Annotated in this window: 16 protein-coding genes and 1 pseudogene; 14 read left to right on the top strand and 3 right to left on the bottom strand. The window is 63.2% G+C overall.

Features of this window, described 5'->3' with window-relative positions:
- Positions 1–149 precede the first annotated feature (149 nt).
- From ACZYHG_RS06480 to ACZYHG_RS06470, 3 genes are all read left to right on the top strand, one after another.
- Positions 150–1,238: a PLP-dependent cysteine synthase family protein gene (locus ACZYHG_RS06480; protein WP_464613058.1), complete on the top strand. Its 1,089-nt coding sequence runs from the start codon at positions 150–152 to the stop codon at positions 1,236–1,238.
- Positions 1,239–1,250: 12 nt separating this feature from the next.
- Positions 1,251–2,732, top strand: coding sequence for a pyridoxal phosphate-dependent decarboxylase family protein (locus ACZYHG_RS06475; protein WP_464613057.1), 1,482 nt, complete (start codon positions 1,251–1,253; stop codon positions 2,730–2,732).
- Positions 2,733–2,803: 71 nt separating this feature from the next.
- Complete coding sequence (locus tag ACZYHG_RS06470; RefSeq protein ID WP_464613056.1) at positions 2,804–3,160, top strand: hypothetical protein; 357 nt, start codon at positions 2,804–2,806, stop codon at positions 3,158–3,160.
- A gap of 7 nt (positions 3,161–3,167) precedes the next feature.
- On the opposite strand, the gene ACZYHG_RS06465 is transcribed toward ACZYHG_RS06470, so the two are convergent.
- The gene (locus ACZYHG_RS06465; RefSeq protein WP_464614635.1) at positions 3,168–4,676 is read right to left on the bottom strand and encodes a winged helix-turn-helix domain-containing tetratricopeptide repeat protein; all 1,509 of its coding nucleotides are present in this window, start codon (positions 4,674–4,676) and stop codon (positions 3,168–3,170) included.
- A gap of 214 nt (positions 4,677–4,890) precedes the next feature.
- Between ACZYHG_RS06465 and ACZYHG_RS06460 the strand changes: the two genes are divergently transcribed.
- The 5 genes from ACZYHG_RS06460 (at position 4,891) to ACZYHG_RS06440 (ending at position 11,110) form a co-directional block, all read left to right on the top strand.
- A complete protein-coding gene (locus tag ACZYHG_RS06460) occupies positions 4,891–5,139 on the top strand; it encodes a DUF1127 domain-containing protein (protein WP_464613055.1) in 249 nt (82 codons plus the stop codon).
- 129 nt (positions 5,140–5,268) lie between these two features.
- Positions 5,269–5,640, top strand: coding sequence for a hypothetical protein (locus tag ACZYHG_RS06455; protein ID WP_027032197.1), 372 nt, complete (start codon positions 5,269–5,271; stop codon positions 5,638–5,640).
- 110 nt (positions 5,641–5,750) lie between these two features.
- Positions 5,751–6,377, top strand: a complete 627-nt coding sequence (locus ACZYHG_RS06450) for a CDGSH iron-sulfur domain-containing protein (protein ID WP_464613054.1) — start codon at positions 5,751–5,753, stop codon at positions 6,375–6,377.
- A 258-nt stretch (positions 6,378–6,635) separates the two neighbouring features.
- On the top strand, positions 6,636–8,678 hold the full coding sequence (locus ACZYHG_RS06445; RefSeq protein WP_464613053.1) for a hydantoinase/oxoprolinase N-terminal domain-containing protein: 2,043 nt from the start codon (positions 6,636–6,638) through the stop codon (positions 8,676–8,678).
- 266 nt (positions 8,679–8,944) lie between these two features.
- A complete protein-coding gene (locus ACZYHG_RS06440) occupies positions 8,945–11,110 on the top strand; it encodes a malate synthase G (protein WP_464613052.1) in 2,166 nt (721 codons plus the stop codon).
- Positions 11,111–11,347: 237 nt separating this feature from the next.
- Here ACZYHG_RS06440 and ACZYHG_RS06435 read toward each other — a convergent pair.
- Positions 11,348–12,661 (bottom strand): annotated as a pseudogene (locus tag ACZYHG_RS06435) (YifB family Mg chelatase-like AAA ATPase); the annotation flags it as partial.
- Between the two features lie 172 nt (positions 12,662–12,833).
- Here ACZYHG_RS06435 and ACZYHG_RS06430 point away from each other — a divergent pair.
- Positions 12,834–14,081: a tyrosine-type recombinase/integrase gene (locus ACZYHG_RS06430; RefSeq protein WP_464613051.1), complete on the top strand. Its 1,248-nt coding sequence runs from the start codon at positions 12,834–12,836 to the stop codon at positions 14,079–14,081.
- Positions 14,082–14,099: 18 nt separating this feature from the next.
- Here ACZYHG_RS06430 and ACZYHG_RS06425 read toward each other — a convergent pair whose 3' ends face one another.
- Positions 14,100–14,618, bottom strand: coding sequence for a hypothetical protein (locus ACZYHG_RS06425; RefSeq protein WP_464613050.1), 519 nt, complete (start codon positions 14,616–14,618; stop codon positions 14,100–14,102).
- Positions 14,619–15,155: 537 nt separating this feature from the next.
- Between ACZYHG_RS06425 and ACZYHG_RS06420 the strand changes: the two genes are divergently transcribed.
- The 5 genes from ACZYHG_RS06420 to ACZYHG_RS06400 all read left to right on the top strand — a co-directional run bounded on the left by ACZYHG_RS06420 (position 15,156) and on the right by ACZYHG_RS06400 (position 19,080).
- A complete protein-coding gene (locus ACZYHG_RS06420; protein ID WP_464613049.1) occupies positions 15,156–15,371 on the top strand; it encodes a hypothetical protein in 216 nt (71 codons plus the stop codon).
- Complete coding sequence (locus tag ACZYHG_RS06415; RefSeq protein WP_464613048.1) at positions 15,368–16,234, top strand: hypothetical protein; 867 nt, start codon at positions 15,368–15,370, stop codon at positions 16,232–16,234. The genes ACZYHG_RS06420 and ACZYHG_RS06415 overlap by 4 nt, the downstream gene beginning before the upstream one ends.
- 73 nt (positions 16,235–16,307) lie before the next feature.
- Positions 16,308–16,580, top strand: coding sequence for a hypothetical protein (locus tag ACZYHG_RS06410; RefSeq protein WP_464613047.1), 273 nt, complete (start codon positions 16,308–16,310; stop codon positions 16,578–16,580).
- A complete protein-coding gene (locus tag ACZYHG_RS06405) occupies positions 16,577–18,160 on the top strand; it encodes a DEAD/DEAH box helicase (protein WP_464613046.1) in 1,584 nt (527 codons plus the stop codon). The genes ACZYHG_RS06410 and ACZYHG_RS06405 overlap by 4 nt, the downstream gene beginning before the upstream one ends.
- On the top strand, positions 18,157–19,080 hold the full coding sequence (locus ACZYHG_RS06400; RefSeq protein WP_464613045.1) for a hypothetical protein: 924 nt from the start codon (positions 18,157–18,159) through the stop codon (positions 19,078–19,080). The genes ACZYHG_RS06405 and ACZYHG_RS06400 overlap by 4 nt, the downstream gene beginning before the upstream one ends.
- Positions 19,081–19,203: the final 123 nt, after the last annotated feature.

Genomic DNA, 19,203 nt, shown 5'->3' with positions numbered 1-19,203 from the left:
ACGGCGCATCCGGCGGCGAATTTCCGCGCCGGATACCAGCGGCAGTGCCGGCATGTCAGTCCTAGCGCGGCAAGGTCTCGAAACCTCGCCGCCCAAGCCGCCGGTTTGTAACCGTCCTGTGAAGATCAACACGATCGAGGAGATCAACGATGTTGAACAAACAAAAAATCCGGACCACGGCCGGGCGCGGCCGACTGTTCGACAGCATTCTGGACACTGTCGGCGACACGCCGGTGATCCGCATCAACAATCTCGCACCGGCCCACGCGACGATCTACGTCAAGGCCGAGTTCTTCAATCCGGCCGCTTCGGTGAAGGACCGGCTGGCGCTCAACATCATCGAGGAGGGCGAGCGCAGCGGCGCGTTGAAGCCCGGCCAGACCGTGGTCGAGGCAACCAGCGGCAACACCGGCATTGGGCTTGCCATGGTCTGCGCGCAAAAGGGCTATCCGCTGGTCGTCACCATGGCCGACAGCTTTTCGGTCGAGCGCCGCAAGCTGATGCGCATGCTAGGCGCCAAGGTGGTGCTGACGCCGCGCGCCGAAAAGGGTTTTGGCATGTACAAGAAGGCGGTTGAGCTGGCCGAGGCCAATGGCTGGTTCCTCGCTCGCCAGTTCGAGACCGCCGCCAATGCCGCCATCCATGAGGCGACCACGGCGCGCGAGATCATCAATGATTTCGCGGGCTCGCGGCTCGACTGCTTCGTCACCGGCTATGGCACCGGCGGCACCGTCGTCGGCGTGGCGCGCGTGCTGCGCCGCGAACGGCCGGAGACCCGCATCGTGCTCTGCGAACCGGCCAATGCCCAGCTGGTTGGCAGCGGCAAGGCGCAGCAGCGCGGTGCCAATGGTGCCCCCGCCGCCAGCCATCCGGCCTTCGAGCCGCATCCGGTCCAGGGCTGGACACCGGACTTCATCCCCAATGTGCTGCAGGAAGCGATCGACGCCAGCCTCTATGACGAGGTGATGCCGATTGCCGGGCCCGAAGGCATCAAATGGGCCAAGGCGCTGGCGCAGAAGGAAGGCATCTTCACCGGCATTTCCGGCGGCGCCACCTTCGCCGTGGCGCGGCAGGTCGCGGAGAAGGCGCCGGCCGGATCGGTGATCCTGTGCATGCTGCCCGACACCGGCGAGCGTTACATGACGACGCCGCTGTTCGACGGCATCGAGGCCGAGATGGATGCCGACGAGATGGCGCTGTCGCGCTCGACGCCCGGCTGCCAGTTCCCGGCTGCCTGACGGGAGGATGTCATGGATATCGCGCCGGAAAGCCTCGGCATGGTGGCCGAGGAAACGCTCGACCCCACCGACTGGGCCGCAGTGCAGGCCCTGTCGCACCAAGTCATCGACGATGCCGTCGATTACCTCAGCGATATCAGGGATCGCCCGGTCTGGCGGGAGATGCCAGCGGAGGTAAGAGAGGCCTTCGCCGCACCCCTGCCGCGATCGCCGGCGCCGCTGGCCGCTGTCTATGGCGAGGTCGCGCGCACCGTGATGTCCTACCCGATGGGCAACATCCATCCGCGCTTCTGGGCCTGGTATATGGGGTCGAGCAATTTCACCGGTGCGCTCGGCGATTTCCTGGCGGCGATCCAGGGCTCCAATCTCGGCGGCGGCAACCACGCCGCCGCGCTGATGGACAGCCAGGTGGTGAACTGGTGCAAGGAGATGCTGGGCTTTCCCGCCACAGCCTCCGGTACGCTGGTCAGCGGCGGCTCGATGGCCAACATCATCGGGCTGACCGTGGCGCGCAACACCAAGGCCGGCATCGACGTGCGCGAGCATGGCGTGGCCGCGATCGAAAAGCCGCTGCGTTTCTATGGTTCGGACCAGGTCCATTCCTGCCACCGCAAGGCCATGGAAGCGCTCGGCCTCGGCAACAAGGCGCTGCGCCGCATCCCGACCGATGCCGGGTTGCGCATCGACATACCAGCCTTGCGGGCAGCGATATCGGAGGACCGTGCGGCGGGCTTCAGGCCGGCCTGCGTCATTGGCAATGCCGGCACGGTCAACACCGGCGCGATCGACGATTTGCAGGCGCTGGCCAAACTCGCGCATGAGGAAGGCCTGTGGTTCCATGTCGACGGCTGCATCGGGGCGCTGATCGCGATTGCGCCTGAGAACGCGCATCGCGTTGCCGGCATCGAATGGGCGGATTCGGTCGCGCTCGATCCGCACAAATGGCTGCACGCGCCGTTCGAGGTCGGCTGTGCCCTGGTCAGGGATGCCATCGCGCATCGCCGCACCTTCGCGGTGACGCCGGAATATCTGGAATCGACACCGCGCGGCCTTGCGTCGGGCGAATGGCTGCATGATTACGGCCTGCAGACGTCGCGCGGCTTTCGCGCGCTGAAAGTGTGGATGGCGCTGAAGGAACATGGCGTCGACAAATTCGGCCGTCTGATCGACCAGAACATCGCGCAGGCCGTCTATCTCGCTGGACTGATCGAGGTCGAGCCGCTGCTCGAGCTGGCGACACCGCCAACCATCAACATCGTCTGCTTCCGCTACCAGCCTGGGCTCGTCGGTGAGCCGCTGAAGGCACTCAACACCGAGATCATGCTGCGGCTGCAGGAACAGGGCATTGCCGCGCTCTCCGACACCACGGTGCATGGCGAACACTGGCTGCGCGTGGCGATCGCCAACCATCGCACAAGGCGCGAGGACCTCGACCTTCTGGTGAAGGAAACGGTGCGGCTGGGGCGCGAGATTTCTGGCCCCGCACCTTCCTAGACGAGTGAACCACACCTTCCTAGTTCCCGGCAGGCGTGCGATTCTGCCGGGATGATTCGGGAGGGCCTTCGGTGACGCTGTTTCGCATGGCCGTGCTTGCGGCTCTGGTCTGCACCAGCTCGGCCGAGGCCGCCGACATGGCTTTCTTCGTCAAGAACCTGCGCAAACAGGCAGTCGCCGTCGAATTGTTCAGCCGCGACCGCGAGACGGTCTGGCCGGGCAACGACCAAGTGTTCCTGATCGATCCGAATTCGCAGAAATCGGTGCCGCTGTCCTGCAATTCGGGAGAGCGCATCTGTTACGGCGCCTGGGTCGACGGCAATGACAGCATCTCCGCTGGCGTCGGGCCTGACAACGACCAGCCCTGCGACACCTGCTGCTTCATCTGCGTGGAGCACACGACCGAGACGATCGACCTGGTGCCGTGACGGGCCGTCACTCGGGCAGGCCGGCCTTGCGGAAGCCATCGACGAAATGCTCGAGCGTCGCGTCGTCGCGGAATGGCTCGGTCGTGGCCCAGTGGTGGATTGTGAAATGCGGGCTGCCGACGAGGAACAGCTCGACCTCGACGCGCGCCTCGTCGAGCCGGCCGAGCTGGGCCAGGCTTGCCGCCAGGAAGCGGCGCGAGGTGGTGCGATAGGTCTCGTCCCGGTGCAGCGTCTCGATGGCGGCCTCGTAGTCGCGCGCCGCATATTGCGCCTGGCCGAGCGTCAGATAGTACCAGCTTGCCGGAAACGGGTTCAGCCGGAATGCCTTGCGGATGTGCTCAAGGCCCTCCTCGACCCGCCCGGCCAGGACCGTGATGTCCGAGAGTGACGCCCAGGTGTCGGCTTCGTTCGGATCGAGTTCGATCGCCTTGGCGAATTCCGCATCCGCCTCGGTGAAGCTGCGCTCATAGGTGAGCAGATAGGCCAGGACCCAGCGGCAGCCGGCATCGTTGGGATCGATCGACACGGCTTTGCGCGCCATTTCCAGGGCAACGCTGCGATCCGCTTCGGTGGGTCCGCCCCAATGCACCCGTCCCATCCAGTGGTTCATGGCAAGCCATCGATAGGGCTCGGCGTAGTCAGGATCGAGCGCAACCGCGCGCGTCAGCATCAGATGCGCTTCCTGCGCCATCTGCGGTGAATCGTCGATCAGCTTGCGCGCCCGCACGCAGAGATCGTAGGCCTCGATACTCTTGGGCCGGTTGCGCGGCGGCGGCGCGCGCAGCCGGCCGAGCAACGCCTCCACGATCTTGGCCGTCACCTCGTCCTGAACGGCAAAGATATCGTCCAGGCTGCGATCGAAGCGTTCGGCCCAAATATGCTCGCCGCTCGCCGCGTCGACCAACTGGGCGTTGATGCGCACACGGCCCGCGGCGCGCCGTGCGCTGCCCTCCAGCAGATAGCGCACACCAAGCTCGCCAGCGATCGTGCGCACATCCATTGCCTTGCCCTTGTAGGCAAAGGTCGAATTGCGGGCGATGACGAACAGGCGGGAGATCCTCGACAGGTCGGTGATCAAATCTTCGGTCAACCCGTCGGCGAAGGCCTCCTGCTCGGGATCCCCGCTGAGATTGACGAAAGGCAGCACCGCGATCGACGGCTTGTCGGGAAGCGGCAAGGGTTTTCGCTTCGCGCCATCGAGTTGTTCGATGGCCGCAGTGAAGCGGTAGCCGACACGCGGAACCGTCGATATCCATTCGCCGCCGTCGGCAGGCGGACCAAGCAGTTTGCGCAACTGCGCGATCTGCACAGTGAGGTTGCCTTCCTCGACGGCCGTGCCCGGCCACGCCGCATCCATCAGCTCGGCCTTCCCCAGGATTTCACCGGGGCGCGCGGCCAGCGCCGCGAGCAGCTTCAGGCCGCGATAGCCGACGGCAACGGGATCATTGTTCCGGAGCAGCGTTCCCGCACCCGGATCAAGCACGAACGGACCAAAGGCAAAGCGCAATCCCTGCATGAGGCCCATCTATAGAGTAATTCCAGGAAAAGTGTGAGGCGGTTCTGCACCCGGAGTGACGTCAAAACAAAGAGTTAGAGCCAGTTTGGAACTTTTGAGAACTATTTGGCAGTCCTTAATTACGGCGCTGTCGGTATCCGGCAGAATTCAACCTCTTTCAGCTCGAGGGTCCCCAATTGGTAAAACTGGAGCCCCAAACCACATGGAGGTTGTCATGGCCAATTGTCTTGCTTCGGCCCCGCATCAGGTCGTGCGGCGGCGGATTCCCGTCGGGCAGGTCTCGCCCAGGCGCTATAGCCTTGCGGCCCTGCGAAACACCGTCACCGCCTGGCGCCAGCGCACACGCTTTCGCTGGGACCTCAAGCGAATCTCGCAAGCCAATCCGCATTTGATCGACGATATAGGACTGACCAGGCGGCAGGTCGAAGAAGAAATCGCCAAGCTGCCCTTCTGGCAACGATAGGGTGAAAGTCTTGAGATCCGGCGGCCGATTAAATCAGGGATTTGCCGCCATCATCCCTTTAGCGCCGGCCCGCGTCATGGCATGATCCCGTTATCGGCCGTGGGGGCCGATTCTTCATCGGGGGTTTCCATGTCTTTCACATCCGCGCGCCGGCTCGCCGCCGCGTTTTCGCTTGCCGTCCTGTTTGCGCCGGCCGCCCACGCCGGCGACGTCAGCTTTACCATCAAGAACAGCCATCCCAACGCCATGCGCCTCGAGCTCTACAGCCAGGACCGCGACTATGTCTGGCCGGGCAATGGCAAGGACTTCTATCTCGACGATGGCGAGACCAAGTCGTTGCCGATCTCCTGCAACGAGGGCGAATCGATCTGCTACGGCGCCTGGGTCGATGGCGACGAAGGCACCTATTGGGGGGTCGGCCCCGGCAACAAGGAGAAATGCGAGGATTGCTGCTACACCTGCAGCGGCGGCGAGACCGAAGAGATCAATCTGGTCCCCTGACCGGTTTGCCAGCTTGACGGTTTTCCTGTTCGAGCCATAGCTTGCCCAAACACCCAAGGCACGACGCGTCTGCGAAGGCGCGACGTGCTCCAGGCAACAGGAGTACAGCGATGGCCGGCATGGTCGAAAGCGACAAGATCGACGTCGGGTTTTCCGGTAAGCGCTGCATCCACTCACGCAATTGCGTGCTCGGCGATCCGCATGTCTTCGTGCCCAACGCGCCGGGAGAGTGGATCCACCCCGAGGCGGCCAGCGTCGAAAAGATCGTCGCACTGGCCGAAAATTGCCCTTCGGGCGCCATCACTTACATCAGGAAGGATGGCGGGCCGCAGGAACAGCCACCGGTGGTCAACACCGTACGGCTGCGCGAAAACGGCCCGTTGGCCGTTCACGCCGAGATCGTGCTGGGCGACGAGACCTTCCATCGTGCCACGCTCTGCCGTTGCGGCGCCTCGCAGAACAAGCCGTTCTGCGACAACAGCCATATCAAGGCCGGCTTCACCGCCACCGGCGAGCCGTCGTTAAAGGACACGCCGGCGCTCGAGGTGCGGAACGGCCCGCTCAATGTTACCCCGACGAAAAACGGCCCGCTCAAGCTCGATGGCAATCTCGAGATCGTCACCGGCACCGGCCACACGATCGACCGCACGACAGTCGCCTTCCTCTGCCGCTGCGGCCACTCGGCCAACAAGCCGTTTTGCGATGGGTCGCACAAGAAGGTCGGGTTTGTGGGCTAAGGTATCGATATTCAGGTGATGCCGGCCTGCAAATGGCGGCTTCCTGCGCTTCCGGTGCTCACGTACGAAAAGTACGCTCCGCTCCGGTTCTCGGAAGCCACCATTTTCGGCGCGGCCTGACCTGAATCTCGACACCTTAGCTGCCAATTCCCATCGTGGAAGGATCGAACGTGGCCCAGCGCTCGCGGCTTTATCGCTCGCTCCGTATCGGCTAAGGGCTGAGCCAGAAAAATTCCCCCAGCCGGACCGCCATCAGCAATGACTGCCAAGACCAAGCCAAAACCACTGTTCCTCGGCATCGACACCGGCGGCACCTACACCGATGCCGTGCTGTGGTCCGAGACCGAAGGTCCACAGCAGGGGCCGAACAAGGGCAAGGTGCTGGCCAAGGCCAAGGCGCTGACCACCAGGCATGATCTCGCCGTCGGCATTTCCGGTGCCGTCGACGCGGTGCTCGAAAAAGCCGGCACCGATCCGGCAGCAATCAAGCTCGTCTCGATGTCGACGACGCTTGCCACCAACGCGCTGGTCGAGGGTCAGGGTGGCCGTGTGGCGCTGGTCATGATCGGCTTTTCCGAAGCCGACCTCGCCCGCGATGGGCTGAAGACCGCGCTCGGCAGCGATCCGGTGGTGTTTTGTTCGGGCGGACACGATGTCCACGGCAATGCCGCCAAGCTCGACCTGTCCGGGCTGGAGGCCATCTTGCCGGAACTCGGCGCCTCGGTCTCCGGCTTTGCCGTCTGCGCCTATTTCGCCACCCGCAACCCGGCTCACGAGATCGCCGCCCGTGAGCTGATCCGCGAAAAGACCGGCCTGCCGGTCACGGCTAGCCACGAACTGTCGGCCAAGCTCGGCGGCCCGCGCCGGGCGCTGACCACGCTGCTCAACGCCAGGCTGATCTCGATGATCGACCGGCTGGTGGCGGCGACGGAAGGGTTTCTGGAGGCGCGCAACATCGCGGCGCCCCTGATGGTGGTGCGCGGCGATGGCGCGCTGGTCTCGGCGGCGTTTGCCCGCCAGCGGCCGATCGAGACGATCCTCTCCGGCCCGGCCGCCAGCCTGGTCGGCGCCCGCCACATGACCGGGCTCGACAATGCCGTGGTCTCCGACATTGGCGGCACCACCACCGACGTTGCCGTGCTTGAGAAGGGCCGGCCGCGGCTTGATCCCGAAGGCGCCACGGTCGGCGGCTTCCGCACCATGGTCGAGGCCGTTGCCATGCGCACCTTCGGCCTTGGCGGCGATTCCGAAGTGGCGCTGGAAGATGGCGCGCTCAACCCGAAAATCCTGCTTGGGCCGCGCCGCCTGGTGCCGTTGGCGCTGGCCGGCATGGCGCATGGTGACGCCGTCAAATCGGAACTCGAACGCCAGTTGCGGGCGCCCAACCCCGGCCGCATGGATGGCCGCTTCGCGGTGCGCACCGGCGTGCCGGACAGGCTGGCCGCCGGGCTGACCGCTCCCGAAGCGCGGCTCTACGAGGCGATCGGCGCAACCCCGCTTGCCCTCGACAGGCTGCTGACATCGAATGCCCAGAACGCCACCTTGAACCGGCTGGTCTCGCGCGGGCTGGTGCATATCTGCGGCTTCACGCCGTCGGACGCAGCACACGTGTTGGGCAAACAGGCCAACTGGGACGCCGTTACCGCCCGCCTCGGCGCCGACCTGTTCGCCCGCAAGCGTGACGGCCGTGGCCAGCCCATCGCAGCCTCACCGGAGGTGATCTCGGAGCGCGTGCTGGTGACGCTGACGCGCTGGTCGGCGGAATATATCCTCGAAACCGCCTTCGCCGAGGACGGGCTTGACGGTGCGGCCACGGTGGCGCACGCGCTGGTGCAGCGTGCGGTCGACGCGCATCCCGGCATCGCTCGTCTCAGTGTCGCGCTCGACCGTCCGGTCATCGGCCTCGGCGCCTCGGCGCCGCTGCACTATGCTGGGTTGGCGCCGTTGGTCGGCAATGAGTGCGTGGTGCCGGAAGACACTGATGTCGCCAACGCGCTCGGCGCTGTCGTCGGCCAGGTCAGGGTCTCGGCCGAGGCGCGGGTCAGCCAGCCCAAGGAAGGGCTGTTCCGGCTTGCCTCGGGTGAGACTGTGCGGGATTTCCTCGACGAGGCCACGGCGATCGCGGCCGCCGAAGCCGATGTCCGCGCCATCGTCGCCCAGCGCGCCAAGGATGCCGGCACCGACAGCGCCGAGATCGACGTGGCGACCGAGTTTCGTGTTTCGACCGTCGAAGCCCAGCGCATGTTCATCGAGGCACATGTGGTTGCGGTGGCCTCGGGAAGGCCGAGAATTGCGGTGTAGCTTCTTCCTTCTCCCCGTTCACGGGGAGAAGGTGCCCGAAGGGCGGATGAGGGGCAGCGCTGCCGAAACGCGATTTTCGCCGTACCGCCATTTCACGTAACTCTGCGCGGCCCCTCATCTGGCTGCCGCCATCTTCTCCCCGTAAACGGGAGAAGGACGCTCTCATCGCCAACCTTGCCTAAACGCCCCCTTCACCTTAAGCCGAATTGACCCTGCAACCCCAACATGCCAAACGCCCCGCAAAGCCTTTCATCTGGAGTAGCCTGATGACCGATCGCATCGAGATCGCCGGATTGCGGATTGCCCGCGAGCTGCATGATTTTGTGGCCAACGAGGCCTTGCCCGGCACCGGCATCGAAGCGGCGGACTTTTGGAACGGCTTCTCGGCCATCGTCCACGACCTCGCACCAAAAAACAGGGCGCTGCTGGCTAAACGCGACGCCCTGCAGGAAAGGCTCGACGGCTGGTATCGCGAGCACGGCGCGCCCATCGACATGGAGGCCTACAGAGGCTTCCTGAAAGAGATCGGCTATCTCGTTCCTGAAGGGCCGGCCTTCAGCGTCTCGACCGAGAACGTCGACCCGGAAATCGCCGTGGTCGCCGGGCCACAGCTGGTCGTGCCGGTGATGAATGCCCGCTATGCGCTTAACGCCGCCAATGCGCGCTGGGGCTCGCTCTATGACGCGCTCTACGGCACCGATGCCATCCCCGAAACGGGCGGCGCTGAAAAAGGCAAGGGCTTCAACCCGGCGCGCGGCGCCAAGGTTGTCGCCTGGACGAAGAGCTTTCTCGACGAGGCCGCACCGCTCACCTCAGGCAAATGGGCAGGGGTAAACGGCCTGTCGGTGGCCAATGGCGCCTTGAAGCTCGGCGCCGGTGCCGGTTCGACCACTCTCGCCAACCCCGCACAATTTGTCGGCTATCGCGGCGACGCCGCCAACCCTGAAGCCGTGCTTCTGGTGAAAAACGGCCTGCATATCGAAATCCTGATCGACCGCGCCAACCAGATCGGCCGCACCGATCCGGCCGGTATTGCCGACGTCATCCTGGAATCGGCGCTGACCACCATCCAGGACTGCGAGGATTCGGTCGCGGCGGTGGATGCCGAGGACAAGGTCGTCGTCTATCGCAACTGGCTCGGCCTTATGAAGGGCGATCTCGCCGAAGAGATCAGCAAGGGCGGCAAGTCTTTTGTCCGCAAGCTCAATCCCGACCGCGCCTGGACCGCGCCCGCTGGCGGTACGCTGACCGTGCCTGGCCGCTCGCTGATGCTGGTCAGGAATGTCGGCCACCTGATGACCAATCCGGCGATCCTGGACCGCGAAGGCAACGAGGTGCCGGAAGGCATCATGGACGCGGCGATGACGGCGCTGATCGCGCTGCACGATGTCGGAGCGAATGGGCGGCGAATGAACTCCCGCGCCGGCTCGATGTATGTGGTGAAGCCGAAGATGCACGGGCCGGAGGAAGTCGCCTTCGCCGTCGAGATCTTCGACCGGGTCGAGGCCTTGCTCGGCATGCCAAAAAACACCATCAAGATGGGCATCATGGACGAGGAGCGGCGCACCACCGTCAACCTCAAGGAGGCGATCCGCGCGGCAAAAGAACGCGTGGTGTTCATCAACACCGGCTTCCTCGACCGCACCGGCGACGAGATCCACACCTCGATGGAAGCCGGCCCGATGATCCGCAAGGGCGACATGAAGCAGGCCGCCTGGATTTCCGCCTACGAGGCCTGGAATGTCGACACCGGGCTCGAATGCGGGCTCGCCGGTCATGCCCAGATCGGCAAGGGCATGTGGGCGATGCCGGACCTGATGGCGGCGATGCTGGAACAGAAGATCGCCCATCCGAAGGCCGGTGCCAACACCGCCTGGGTGCCGTCGCCGACGGCGGCGACGCTGCATGCCACGCACTACCACAAGGTCGATGTCCATGCCGTGCAGGCGGCGCTGAAGAGCCGCCCGAAGGCCAAGCTCGACGACATATTGTCGGTGCCGGTCGCCGTGCGGCCGAACTGGACGCCCGACGAGATCCAGCGCGAGCTCGACAACAACGCACAAGGCATTCTGGGCTACGTCGTGCGCTGGATCGACCAGGGCGTCGGCTGCTCTAAAGTGCCCGACATCAACGATGTCGGCCTGATGGAAGACCGCGCCACGCTGCGCATCTCCTCGCAGCACATCGCCAACTGGCTGCGCCACAAAGTGTGCTCGGAGATCCAGGTGCGCGATTCCCTGCAGCGCATGGCCGCCATCGTCGACCGCCAGAATGTCGGCGATCCGCTCTACCGGCCGATGGCGCCGGATTTCGACAAGTCCATCGCCTTCCAGGCCGCCTGCGACCTGGTGTTCAAGGGGACCAGCCAGCCCAGCGGCTACACAGAGCCGGTGCTGCACGCGCGGCGGCTGGAGCTGAAGGCGAAGGGCTGAGGCGTTCCCCTCCCCCTTGAGGGGAGGGTGGCCCGAAGGGCCGGGTGGGTCGCCGGTGTATGGTGACGGTCCTCCGTTCGCGGGGAAACCGCGCCCTCGCCTTCGGAATGCATGGCCTTACAGGGCTGGTCATCGTCGCAACTGGCGCGTGCCTCATCCTGGCCGCCAAGTAAAAATGAAATGAACACTGCAACTTAAAGACTAGAAGGACGAAAGTGGCTGGATGCCAGGTGGCATTTACGCCGCCTGCGCCACCCGTTCCGAGCTCATGCGATAGGAGATCGCTTCGGCGAGATGGATGCGGCCGACGGTTTCGCTGGCGTCGAGGTCGGCGAGCGTGCGCGCCACTTTCAACACGCGGTGGTAGGCCCGGGCCGAAAAGGCGAGTTTTTCGCTGGCGTCCTTGAGCAGTGACAGGCCAGCGGCGTCTGGCATGGCGATGTCTTCGATGGTAGCCGGCGCGCAATGCGCGTTGGTGGTGGCGCTGGTCACGCCGAGCCGCTCGAAACGCTCGCGCTGCAGGGTGCGCGCGCGGGCGACGCGCAGCGCCACGTCAGCACTCTTCTCCGCCCGGTCGGGCCGTATCAGGTCGCTGGCCGAAACCGCCGGCACTTCGATCCGCAGGTCAATGCGGTCGAGCAACGGTCCGGAAATGCGCGCTTGGTAGTCGGTGCGGCAACGATCGCCGCGCAGGCAGCGATAGCCCGGCTCGCCGGCCATGCCGCAGCGGCACGGGTTCATCGCCGCCACCAGCTGGATGCGCGCCGGATAGGTGACGCGATGGTTGGCGCGCGCGATCATGCAGTCGCCGGTCTCCAGCGGCTGGCGTAGCGCATCGAGCGTCTGCGGCGTGAATTCGGGAAACTCGTCGAGGAACAGCACGCCGTGATGCGCCAGCGACACCTCGCCCGGCCGCGCGCGAATGCCGCCGCCGACCATCGCCGCCATCGAGGCCGAATGGTGCGGGGCACGAAATGGCCGCCGGTCGGTCAGCTTGCCTTCGCCGAGCTCGCCCGCCACCGAGGCGATCATCGAGACTTCGAGCAACTCCTTCGGCGCCAGCGGTGGCAGGATCGACGGCAGCCGCTGCGCCAGCATCGATTTGCCCGAGCCGGGCGGGCCGATCATCAGCAGATTGTGGCCGCCGGCCGCCGCCACTTCCAGCGCCCGCTTGGCGGTCTCCTGGCCCTTGATGTCGGCGAGGTCGGGCAGGTCGCGTGCCGCGGCGTGGATGCCGGCCTCGGGTCGCGACAGCACCTGCGTGCCACGGAAATGGTTGGCAATGGCAATCAGGCTGCGCGGCGCCAATATGTCGAAGTCCTTGCCGGCCCAGGCCGCTTCCGGTCCGCAGGCGAACGGACAGATCAGGCCCTTGCCCTCGGCATTGGCGCCGATCGCCGCCGGCAAGGCGCCGGCGACGGCGGCTATCGTGCCGTCGAGCGACAATTCGCCAAGCACGACATAGCCGGCCAGCATGTCGCCTGGAATGGCGCCGAGCGCGGCCATCAGGCCAAGCGCGATCGGCAGATCGTAATGGCTGCCTTCCTTGGGCGGCCCAGCCATATTTCCCAATGATGGCGCATGTTTTCCCGAGTAGGTGAAAGCCGTAGGTTTCAAGCGCAGCAGCGTTTCCAGAGCTTTCTTGCCTCGCCCCGAACTCGCCCTTGTTTCCCTGCCGGCGGTGAGCGTATTGTGAGCCGACCCAAAAAATGGACCAGGCCCAATGCCAAAACTCACCAAAAGCGTTGTCGACGACGCGGAGCGCCGCGAAAAGCAATACACCATCTGGTGCTCGGATCTGAAGGGCTTTGGCGTCTATGTGCACCCGAGCGGCAGCCGAACGTATTTCGTCGATTATAGGTCCGGCAAAGGGGTACGACGGCGGATGACAATCGGCCGTCATGGGGTAATCACTGCCGAACAGGCGCGCAAGCTGGCGATCGAGACCATGGGCGGCGTTGTGCTCCAAAAGGGCGATCCGTTGCTCGAACGGAAGACGCGCCGGAAATCTCTTACGGTTGCCCAACTCTGCGACCAGTACATGAAGGCTGCAGAGAAGGGTCTGATCCTTGGCCGACGCCGGAACAGGCCAAAGAAGGCGTCGACGATCGAGGTCGACCGAGGCAGGATCGAACGGCACATCAAGCCGCTTCTCGGCAGCAAGCTGGTGATCGATCTCACTCGCGCCGATATCGTGAAATTCGTTCGCGAGGTCACGGCCGGCAAGACAGCAAGGCGAGATCGGTCGGGCAAGAACGGCAATCGGGTGCTCGTCACCGGCGGCGCCGGCACCGCAGCACGCACCACGGGCTTCCTGGGCGGCATTCTTACCTATGCTGTCAGTGAAGACATCATTGCCACGAACCCCGTTCAGGGCGTCACCCTGCCCGCTGACAACGTGCGCGATCGGCGGCTGACCAGCGATGAATACCGCGCGATCGGAAACGCCTTGACCTGTGAGCAAGCCGAAATCGACACGCCGCAGGCGATCACCGGCGCTTGGCTGCTGGCGCTCACCGGGTGCCGCCTTGGCGAAATCTCAATGCTGCAATGGGATGAGGTAGACGAGGTGGCCGGCTGCTTCCGGCTGAAGGATAGCAAGAGCGGGCCGTCTGTACGTCCTGTGGGCAGAGAAGCGTTCGACGTCCTGCGGAAGGCCATCCGGGTACCGGGCAATCCCTACGTGCTGCCTGCCCTGCGCAAGACCGGCCATTACAAAGGCCTGGCTGGTGCATGGGTGCGCTTCATGGAGCGGGCAGGCTTGACCGGCGTCACGCCGCACACCATGCGCCACTCCTATGCATCGGTCGGCGGCGATCTAGGGTTTGCTGACAGCACGATTGCGGCCATGCTCGGCCACGCCGGTGGAACCGTCACAAGCAAGTACGTTCATAGGCTCGACTCGGTGCTGGTCGCAGCGGCAAACCAAATTGCGGGAGAGATTAAGCGGCAAATGGAGGCCAAGCGATAATCCGAGCGATCCTTAATCTCATTCCGGCTCTTTTTTCGACGGGCTGGGAAGATCAACTAGGTCTGCAAAGACTTTGCTCCACTCGGGGTCGTAGGGATCGCCTTCCCTTGTCATTTTAGACAAAAGGGCGATCTTTTCCGAACTGTCATTAAGAACTTCATCCAGATCTTTAGCGCTTCTAAAAGCCCTATTCACCGAAAATATAAGGCCAGCTTGATTTAAAATATGCTGTGCTGATCTGGTAATATAGTCAAAGTGAGCTTCGATATCTGTTCTCTTTTGCTCGATACCGGTGCTGGGGTCGTCGAAGATAGCTTTGGCGTTCTCCACGCATTTTCGAGCTGCTTCAGAAAATTTTGTTGCCAAGATTGCGTTGAAGACGACCGGCTCGTCAATCGCAAGCGCTGTTTGACACAGTCGGCGGATGGCCTCCGCTCTTGATCGTATTCGGTTCTTGAACATCCAGTCGTCAAGAATCTCCGCCTCCTCCGGCGACATCATCATTTGGAATTTAAGCGTCTTCTTCTCGGTGGCCACAGCGGCTTCCCCAACGTTCCAGCGTCATTGGCTCAATAGACGGAAGTTCCCTCACTTTCCAGTTGAATTTTCAAGCGAACACGATTACCCATTAGTGACGGAACTAACGGAGGTTTATATGCGGAAGGAGTCGCGATCGTTGCGTTTCCAGTTGATGATTGAGCCCAGCCTAGTTGAGCGGGTGGACAATTGGCGGTTTAACAACAGGATTGGGTCGCGTGCGTTAGCAGTTCGCAACCTCATCGAAAATGCGCTGGAGAGTCCGAAGCCGTCTGCGAACTGCTGCTCGCAGGAAGCGGAGGGTAGCTAATGGATAAGCCGCGTCTTCGTCGAGCTGAAGTGCCTGGCTATCTATTGGAGCGGCACGGCATCCCTATCGCCCTCGCAACTTTGAACAAGCTTGCGACGGTCGGGGGTTCTCCCCCAATGCAGTACGCTGGGCGCATCCCTCTCTACCATGTGGCCGATCTAGACGCGTGGGCTGCAGCCAGACTTTCGAAGCGAGTTTCCTCGACATCGGAAAGGGACGCCTGACCCATGGCCAGCAATAATATGAACGCCGAGCAGGAGCGCGCGTGGTTCGAATGGCGCGATCTCGCTGCGCGCGCCGCCGAAACCAAGGCAGCCGACGACGCCATCGCCTCCGGCAAGGCCTTCGCCAAGTTCCATTACCTATTCGTTGAGGACAGCCCGCGCCCCGAAAGCGTGATCCCGTTCCCGCCCCGGTCGTCAGACATCGGGAGCGCCACTTGATCCGGAAAACTCCGGCCATACCGGCCGCCCGTGACCTTACGACGAACGAAGCCGTCGCACTCACGGGGCGCATTCGCACCGCAGTGGACAAGATCTGGTCTCTCCTGCTGGAAGCGCATGATCGCAAAGCTTGGAAGGCCCTACAGTACCCTTCGTGGGAAGCCTATATCAAAGCAGAATTCCAACTAGGGCGTGCTCACGCTTACCGACTTCTGGACCAGGGCCGGGTCATCCGCGCGATCGAGGAGGCCACCGGCAATCTGTCTCCCATGGGAGACATTTCAGAACGCGACGTCCGCGACATAAAGGACGATCTCCCATCCGTGACGGAAGAGATCAAGGCCCGCGTCGAGCAAGGCGAGGCACCTCAAAAAGCCGCGACAGACGTCATTGCCGAAAAGCGCGCAGCGAAGATCAAGGCGAAGGCGAAAAACGAACACCAGCGCGACGAGCACCGGGCCGCCCTGCCGCAGGCCATCAAGGACCGTGAAAAGGCAACACGGCAGTGGCGAGAAAGGGCGGCCGCCGGCAAATCAGCAGAGCAGCTAAATGACAGGGTCGCCGAACTGGAGGAAGAGGTGCGCGTCGTAGAGGCGGAAAACGCCTCTTACCGCGCTGAGATAGCAAAATTCGGCTCCATGCGGATCCAGTTCGAACAGGGCGGTTTCGAAGCGGTCATCGCCGGCAAGGACGAAGAAATCCGCGTGCTGAAGACCCGTGTCTATCGCGAAAGCGAGGACAAGGCTGGGTGGGCAAAGTCGGCCAAGTTCTGGAAGAAGCAGGCTGTCAATCTCGGCTATTCCAGCGACACCTTGATCCCGGTCGAACCCGCCAACGACGAGGTCATCACGCTCAATGTCTAGCGTCACCGATCTTGTCGACCGAGTCCGGTCCTTCGGCGCGAACATCGTGCTCGAAGGAAATACTCTTCGCGTCGTGAACAGGCAGAAGCTACCTGCGTCTGCCGGCGTCTACATCGCCAAAAACGCCAAGGCGATCGCCGAGTATCTCAAGTCGGATGAGAACGTGGCCTTCGAGGAACGAGCGGCAATCATCGAATATGATAGCTGCACGCCTCGGGAATGGGCAGAGCAGTTCGCGCGCTACCTGGGCAAGACCAAGCCGGCCGGCGTCACCGATATCGACTGGTCGTGGTTCCTGACGACATGCGGGCGCATGATCGACGAAGCGCCGAGGGCAGCTGCATGAACGCGCTTCTTCCGATCCACGAAGAAATCATCCTGCGGCCACACCAGATCAGCGCGGTGGAACGTCTCCGCGAGGGCATCCGCACCGGTGCGCGTCGGCAAATCCTGGTAGCGCCAACCGCGTTCGGCAAGACCGAGTGCGCGGCGCATATCATCCAGCAAAGCCAGACCAAGAGAGCAACGGCATGGTTCATCGTCGATCGGGTGAACCTGATCGACCAGACCAGCGTGCGGTTCGGGAAGTACGGCATTGACCACGGCGTCATCCAGGCTGACCACTGGCTGACGGCGCCAGAGAAGCCAGTGCAGCTCGCTTCCGCGCAAACCGTCGCACGCCGTATCTACGAAGATAGCGCGCTGCCAGATCTGATCGTCGTTGACGAAGCGCATTGCGAATACCAAGCGATCCTTGACCTGATCGAGCGCGCGCAAAAGGCCAAGGTCATCGGCTTGACCGCGACGCCCTTCACGGCCGGCATGGCGGACCACTGGGACGGGCTCGTCAACGGCGCGACTGTCAACCAGCTACTGCGCGAAAAATGGCTGACGCCGCTTCGGGTCAAAGCCTGCGTTTCGCCAGACATGGTCGGCGCCAAAAAGAAATTCACAGGCGAGTACGACGAAGACGACGCTGGCGAGCGCGGCATCACCATCATTGGCGATGTCGTGCAGACTTGGATCGAACAGACCCAGAAGTTTTTCGGGCGGCCGGTCAAAACAATCGTCTTCTCGCCATCGGTCGCGCACGGTGCCGAGCTTTGCCAGCAGTTCGCCGACGCTGGTTACAACTTTCAGCAGCTTTCCTATCTCGACGCGTCGGATAGTGAGCGGCGCGAAAAGATTGAAGAGTTTCGCAAGCCTGACAGTGCAATTCACGGCCTCGTGTCGTGTGCGGTGCTGACCAAGGGTTTCGACGTTCCCGACGTGCTGTGCGGCATATCCTGCCGGCCATATCGCAAGTCCTTCTCATCGCACATCCAAGAAATGGGCCGGGTGATGCGGATCGCGGACGGCAAAGAATTCGGGCTGTGGCTCGATCATTCGGGAAACAGCATTGCCTTCGCTGAACAAACCGCCTGGCTCTACGAATATGGCGTTGACAGTCTGTCCTCCGCGCAAAAGCAGGACAGCGAAGTGCGGGAGCCTGTAGAGCGCGTCAAGACAAAGCACTTCTGCGGCGGGTGCGGCTTCCAGCTGGAGCCGCTGGCGATCGCTTGTTTCTCCTGCGGGTGGGAACGGCCTCGCCGGGGTGAGATCAAGACCGTTGAAGGAACGCTGATCGATTTCGACCTGAGCGACCGGCATGCTTTCACTCCGCGCAAGGGCCTGCGCGTCGCCTGCCTCGGCAACCCCCGTGCGATTTGGAACGCGGCGTTGGCCTATTGCTTCGCCAACGGTCGTCGCGGCGAAGATGCGTCTCGGAAATGGGCATACGGAATCTGGGCGGGCATCTACCCGGGCAGCAAGCTGCCTTATGGGCTCTACGATGCGGCATGCCAGCATAGCACTGTCCATCCCGATGAGTACGGGTTGATCGATCGCGAGACGAAGCGCTTCCGCAAGTCGAGGAAGGCAGCATGACGGTCGATGAAGCGATCACCTCGGCATGCGATCAAGTCGGCATCCTCCCGCCAAAGATCGCCGGTTTCGGTCGCTGGCTGAAAACGGACACGATGTCGGGAAAGTCGGGCAAAGGTGACGGCCGCCTGATCGTCAACGATATGCATGTGACGGCGTGGAACTGGCAGACGGGTGAAAAGGTGACGGTCGGCCTGAAGGAGGCATTCTCCACGGCCGAGCGGCGCGAGATTTCCCAAAGAATCAAGGTCGCAAACCAGAAGAAGCGCCAGCGCGCAATCACGGCGGCCGACAAGGCTATGGCGATGATCGGTCGCGCTTCACCGGCGCAGCATCCTTACCTGGCGGGCAAGGGCTTCCCTCATGAGCGGGCACTGGTGATCGCTGCCGCTTCCGTGCGGGAGATCGGTGGGGAATATGGCGCCTACCTCATGCCGGACGGCGGCGGCGAACGAGCGCTTCTGATTCCCGCCCGGATCGGCGCTCGGGTGTCGAGCCTGCAACTAATCTGGGAAGACGGGACAAAAAAATTCCTTGCTGGCGGTGAGATGGAGCAAGCTCACCACCGCATCGCCAGCGGCGCATTCACCTGGCTGTGCGAGGGATATGCCACAGGCCTAACGCTTCGTTCGGCGGTCAAGTCCCTGCACCGCAACGACGGCGTGCTGGTGTGCTTCTCGGCCTCCAATGTCCTGGCGGTGTCGCGCACTGTGAAAGCACGCCGCGCAATCCTGACCGACAACGACAAGCCACTGCCTCAATATGGCGGGATCGGCACGGGGGAATATTTCGCCTATCAGGCCGACATTCCCTACCTGATGCCGCCTCTCGTCGGTGACGACTTGAACGACGTGCATCTGAGAGACGGCATCTTTGCCGTGCAGCGCCTCGTGTCCAACTTTCTGCGGGAGGCGACCTTGTAGAAAACTCAAGGCCGAAAGGTGCCAATGGCCGATGCAAGCGGCGGCGTATTTGCCTGAGCCTGCCTCCGGGAAGCGGTCTGGTAAAGCCGTGCGTCGCGCCGATAACAGCGACAACATATTCTG

The organism is Mesorhizobium subarcticum (genome assembly GCF_055456085.1).
Note: the sequence above shows the minus strand (reverse complement) of the source record. Positions and strands in the feature narration are given on the sequence as shown.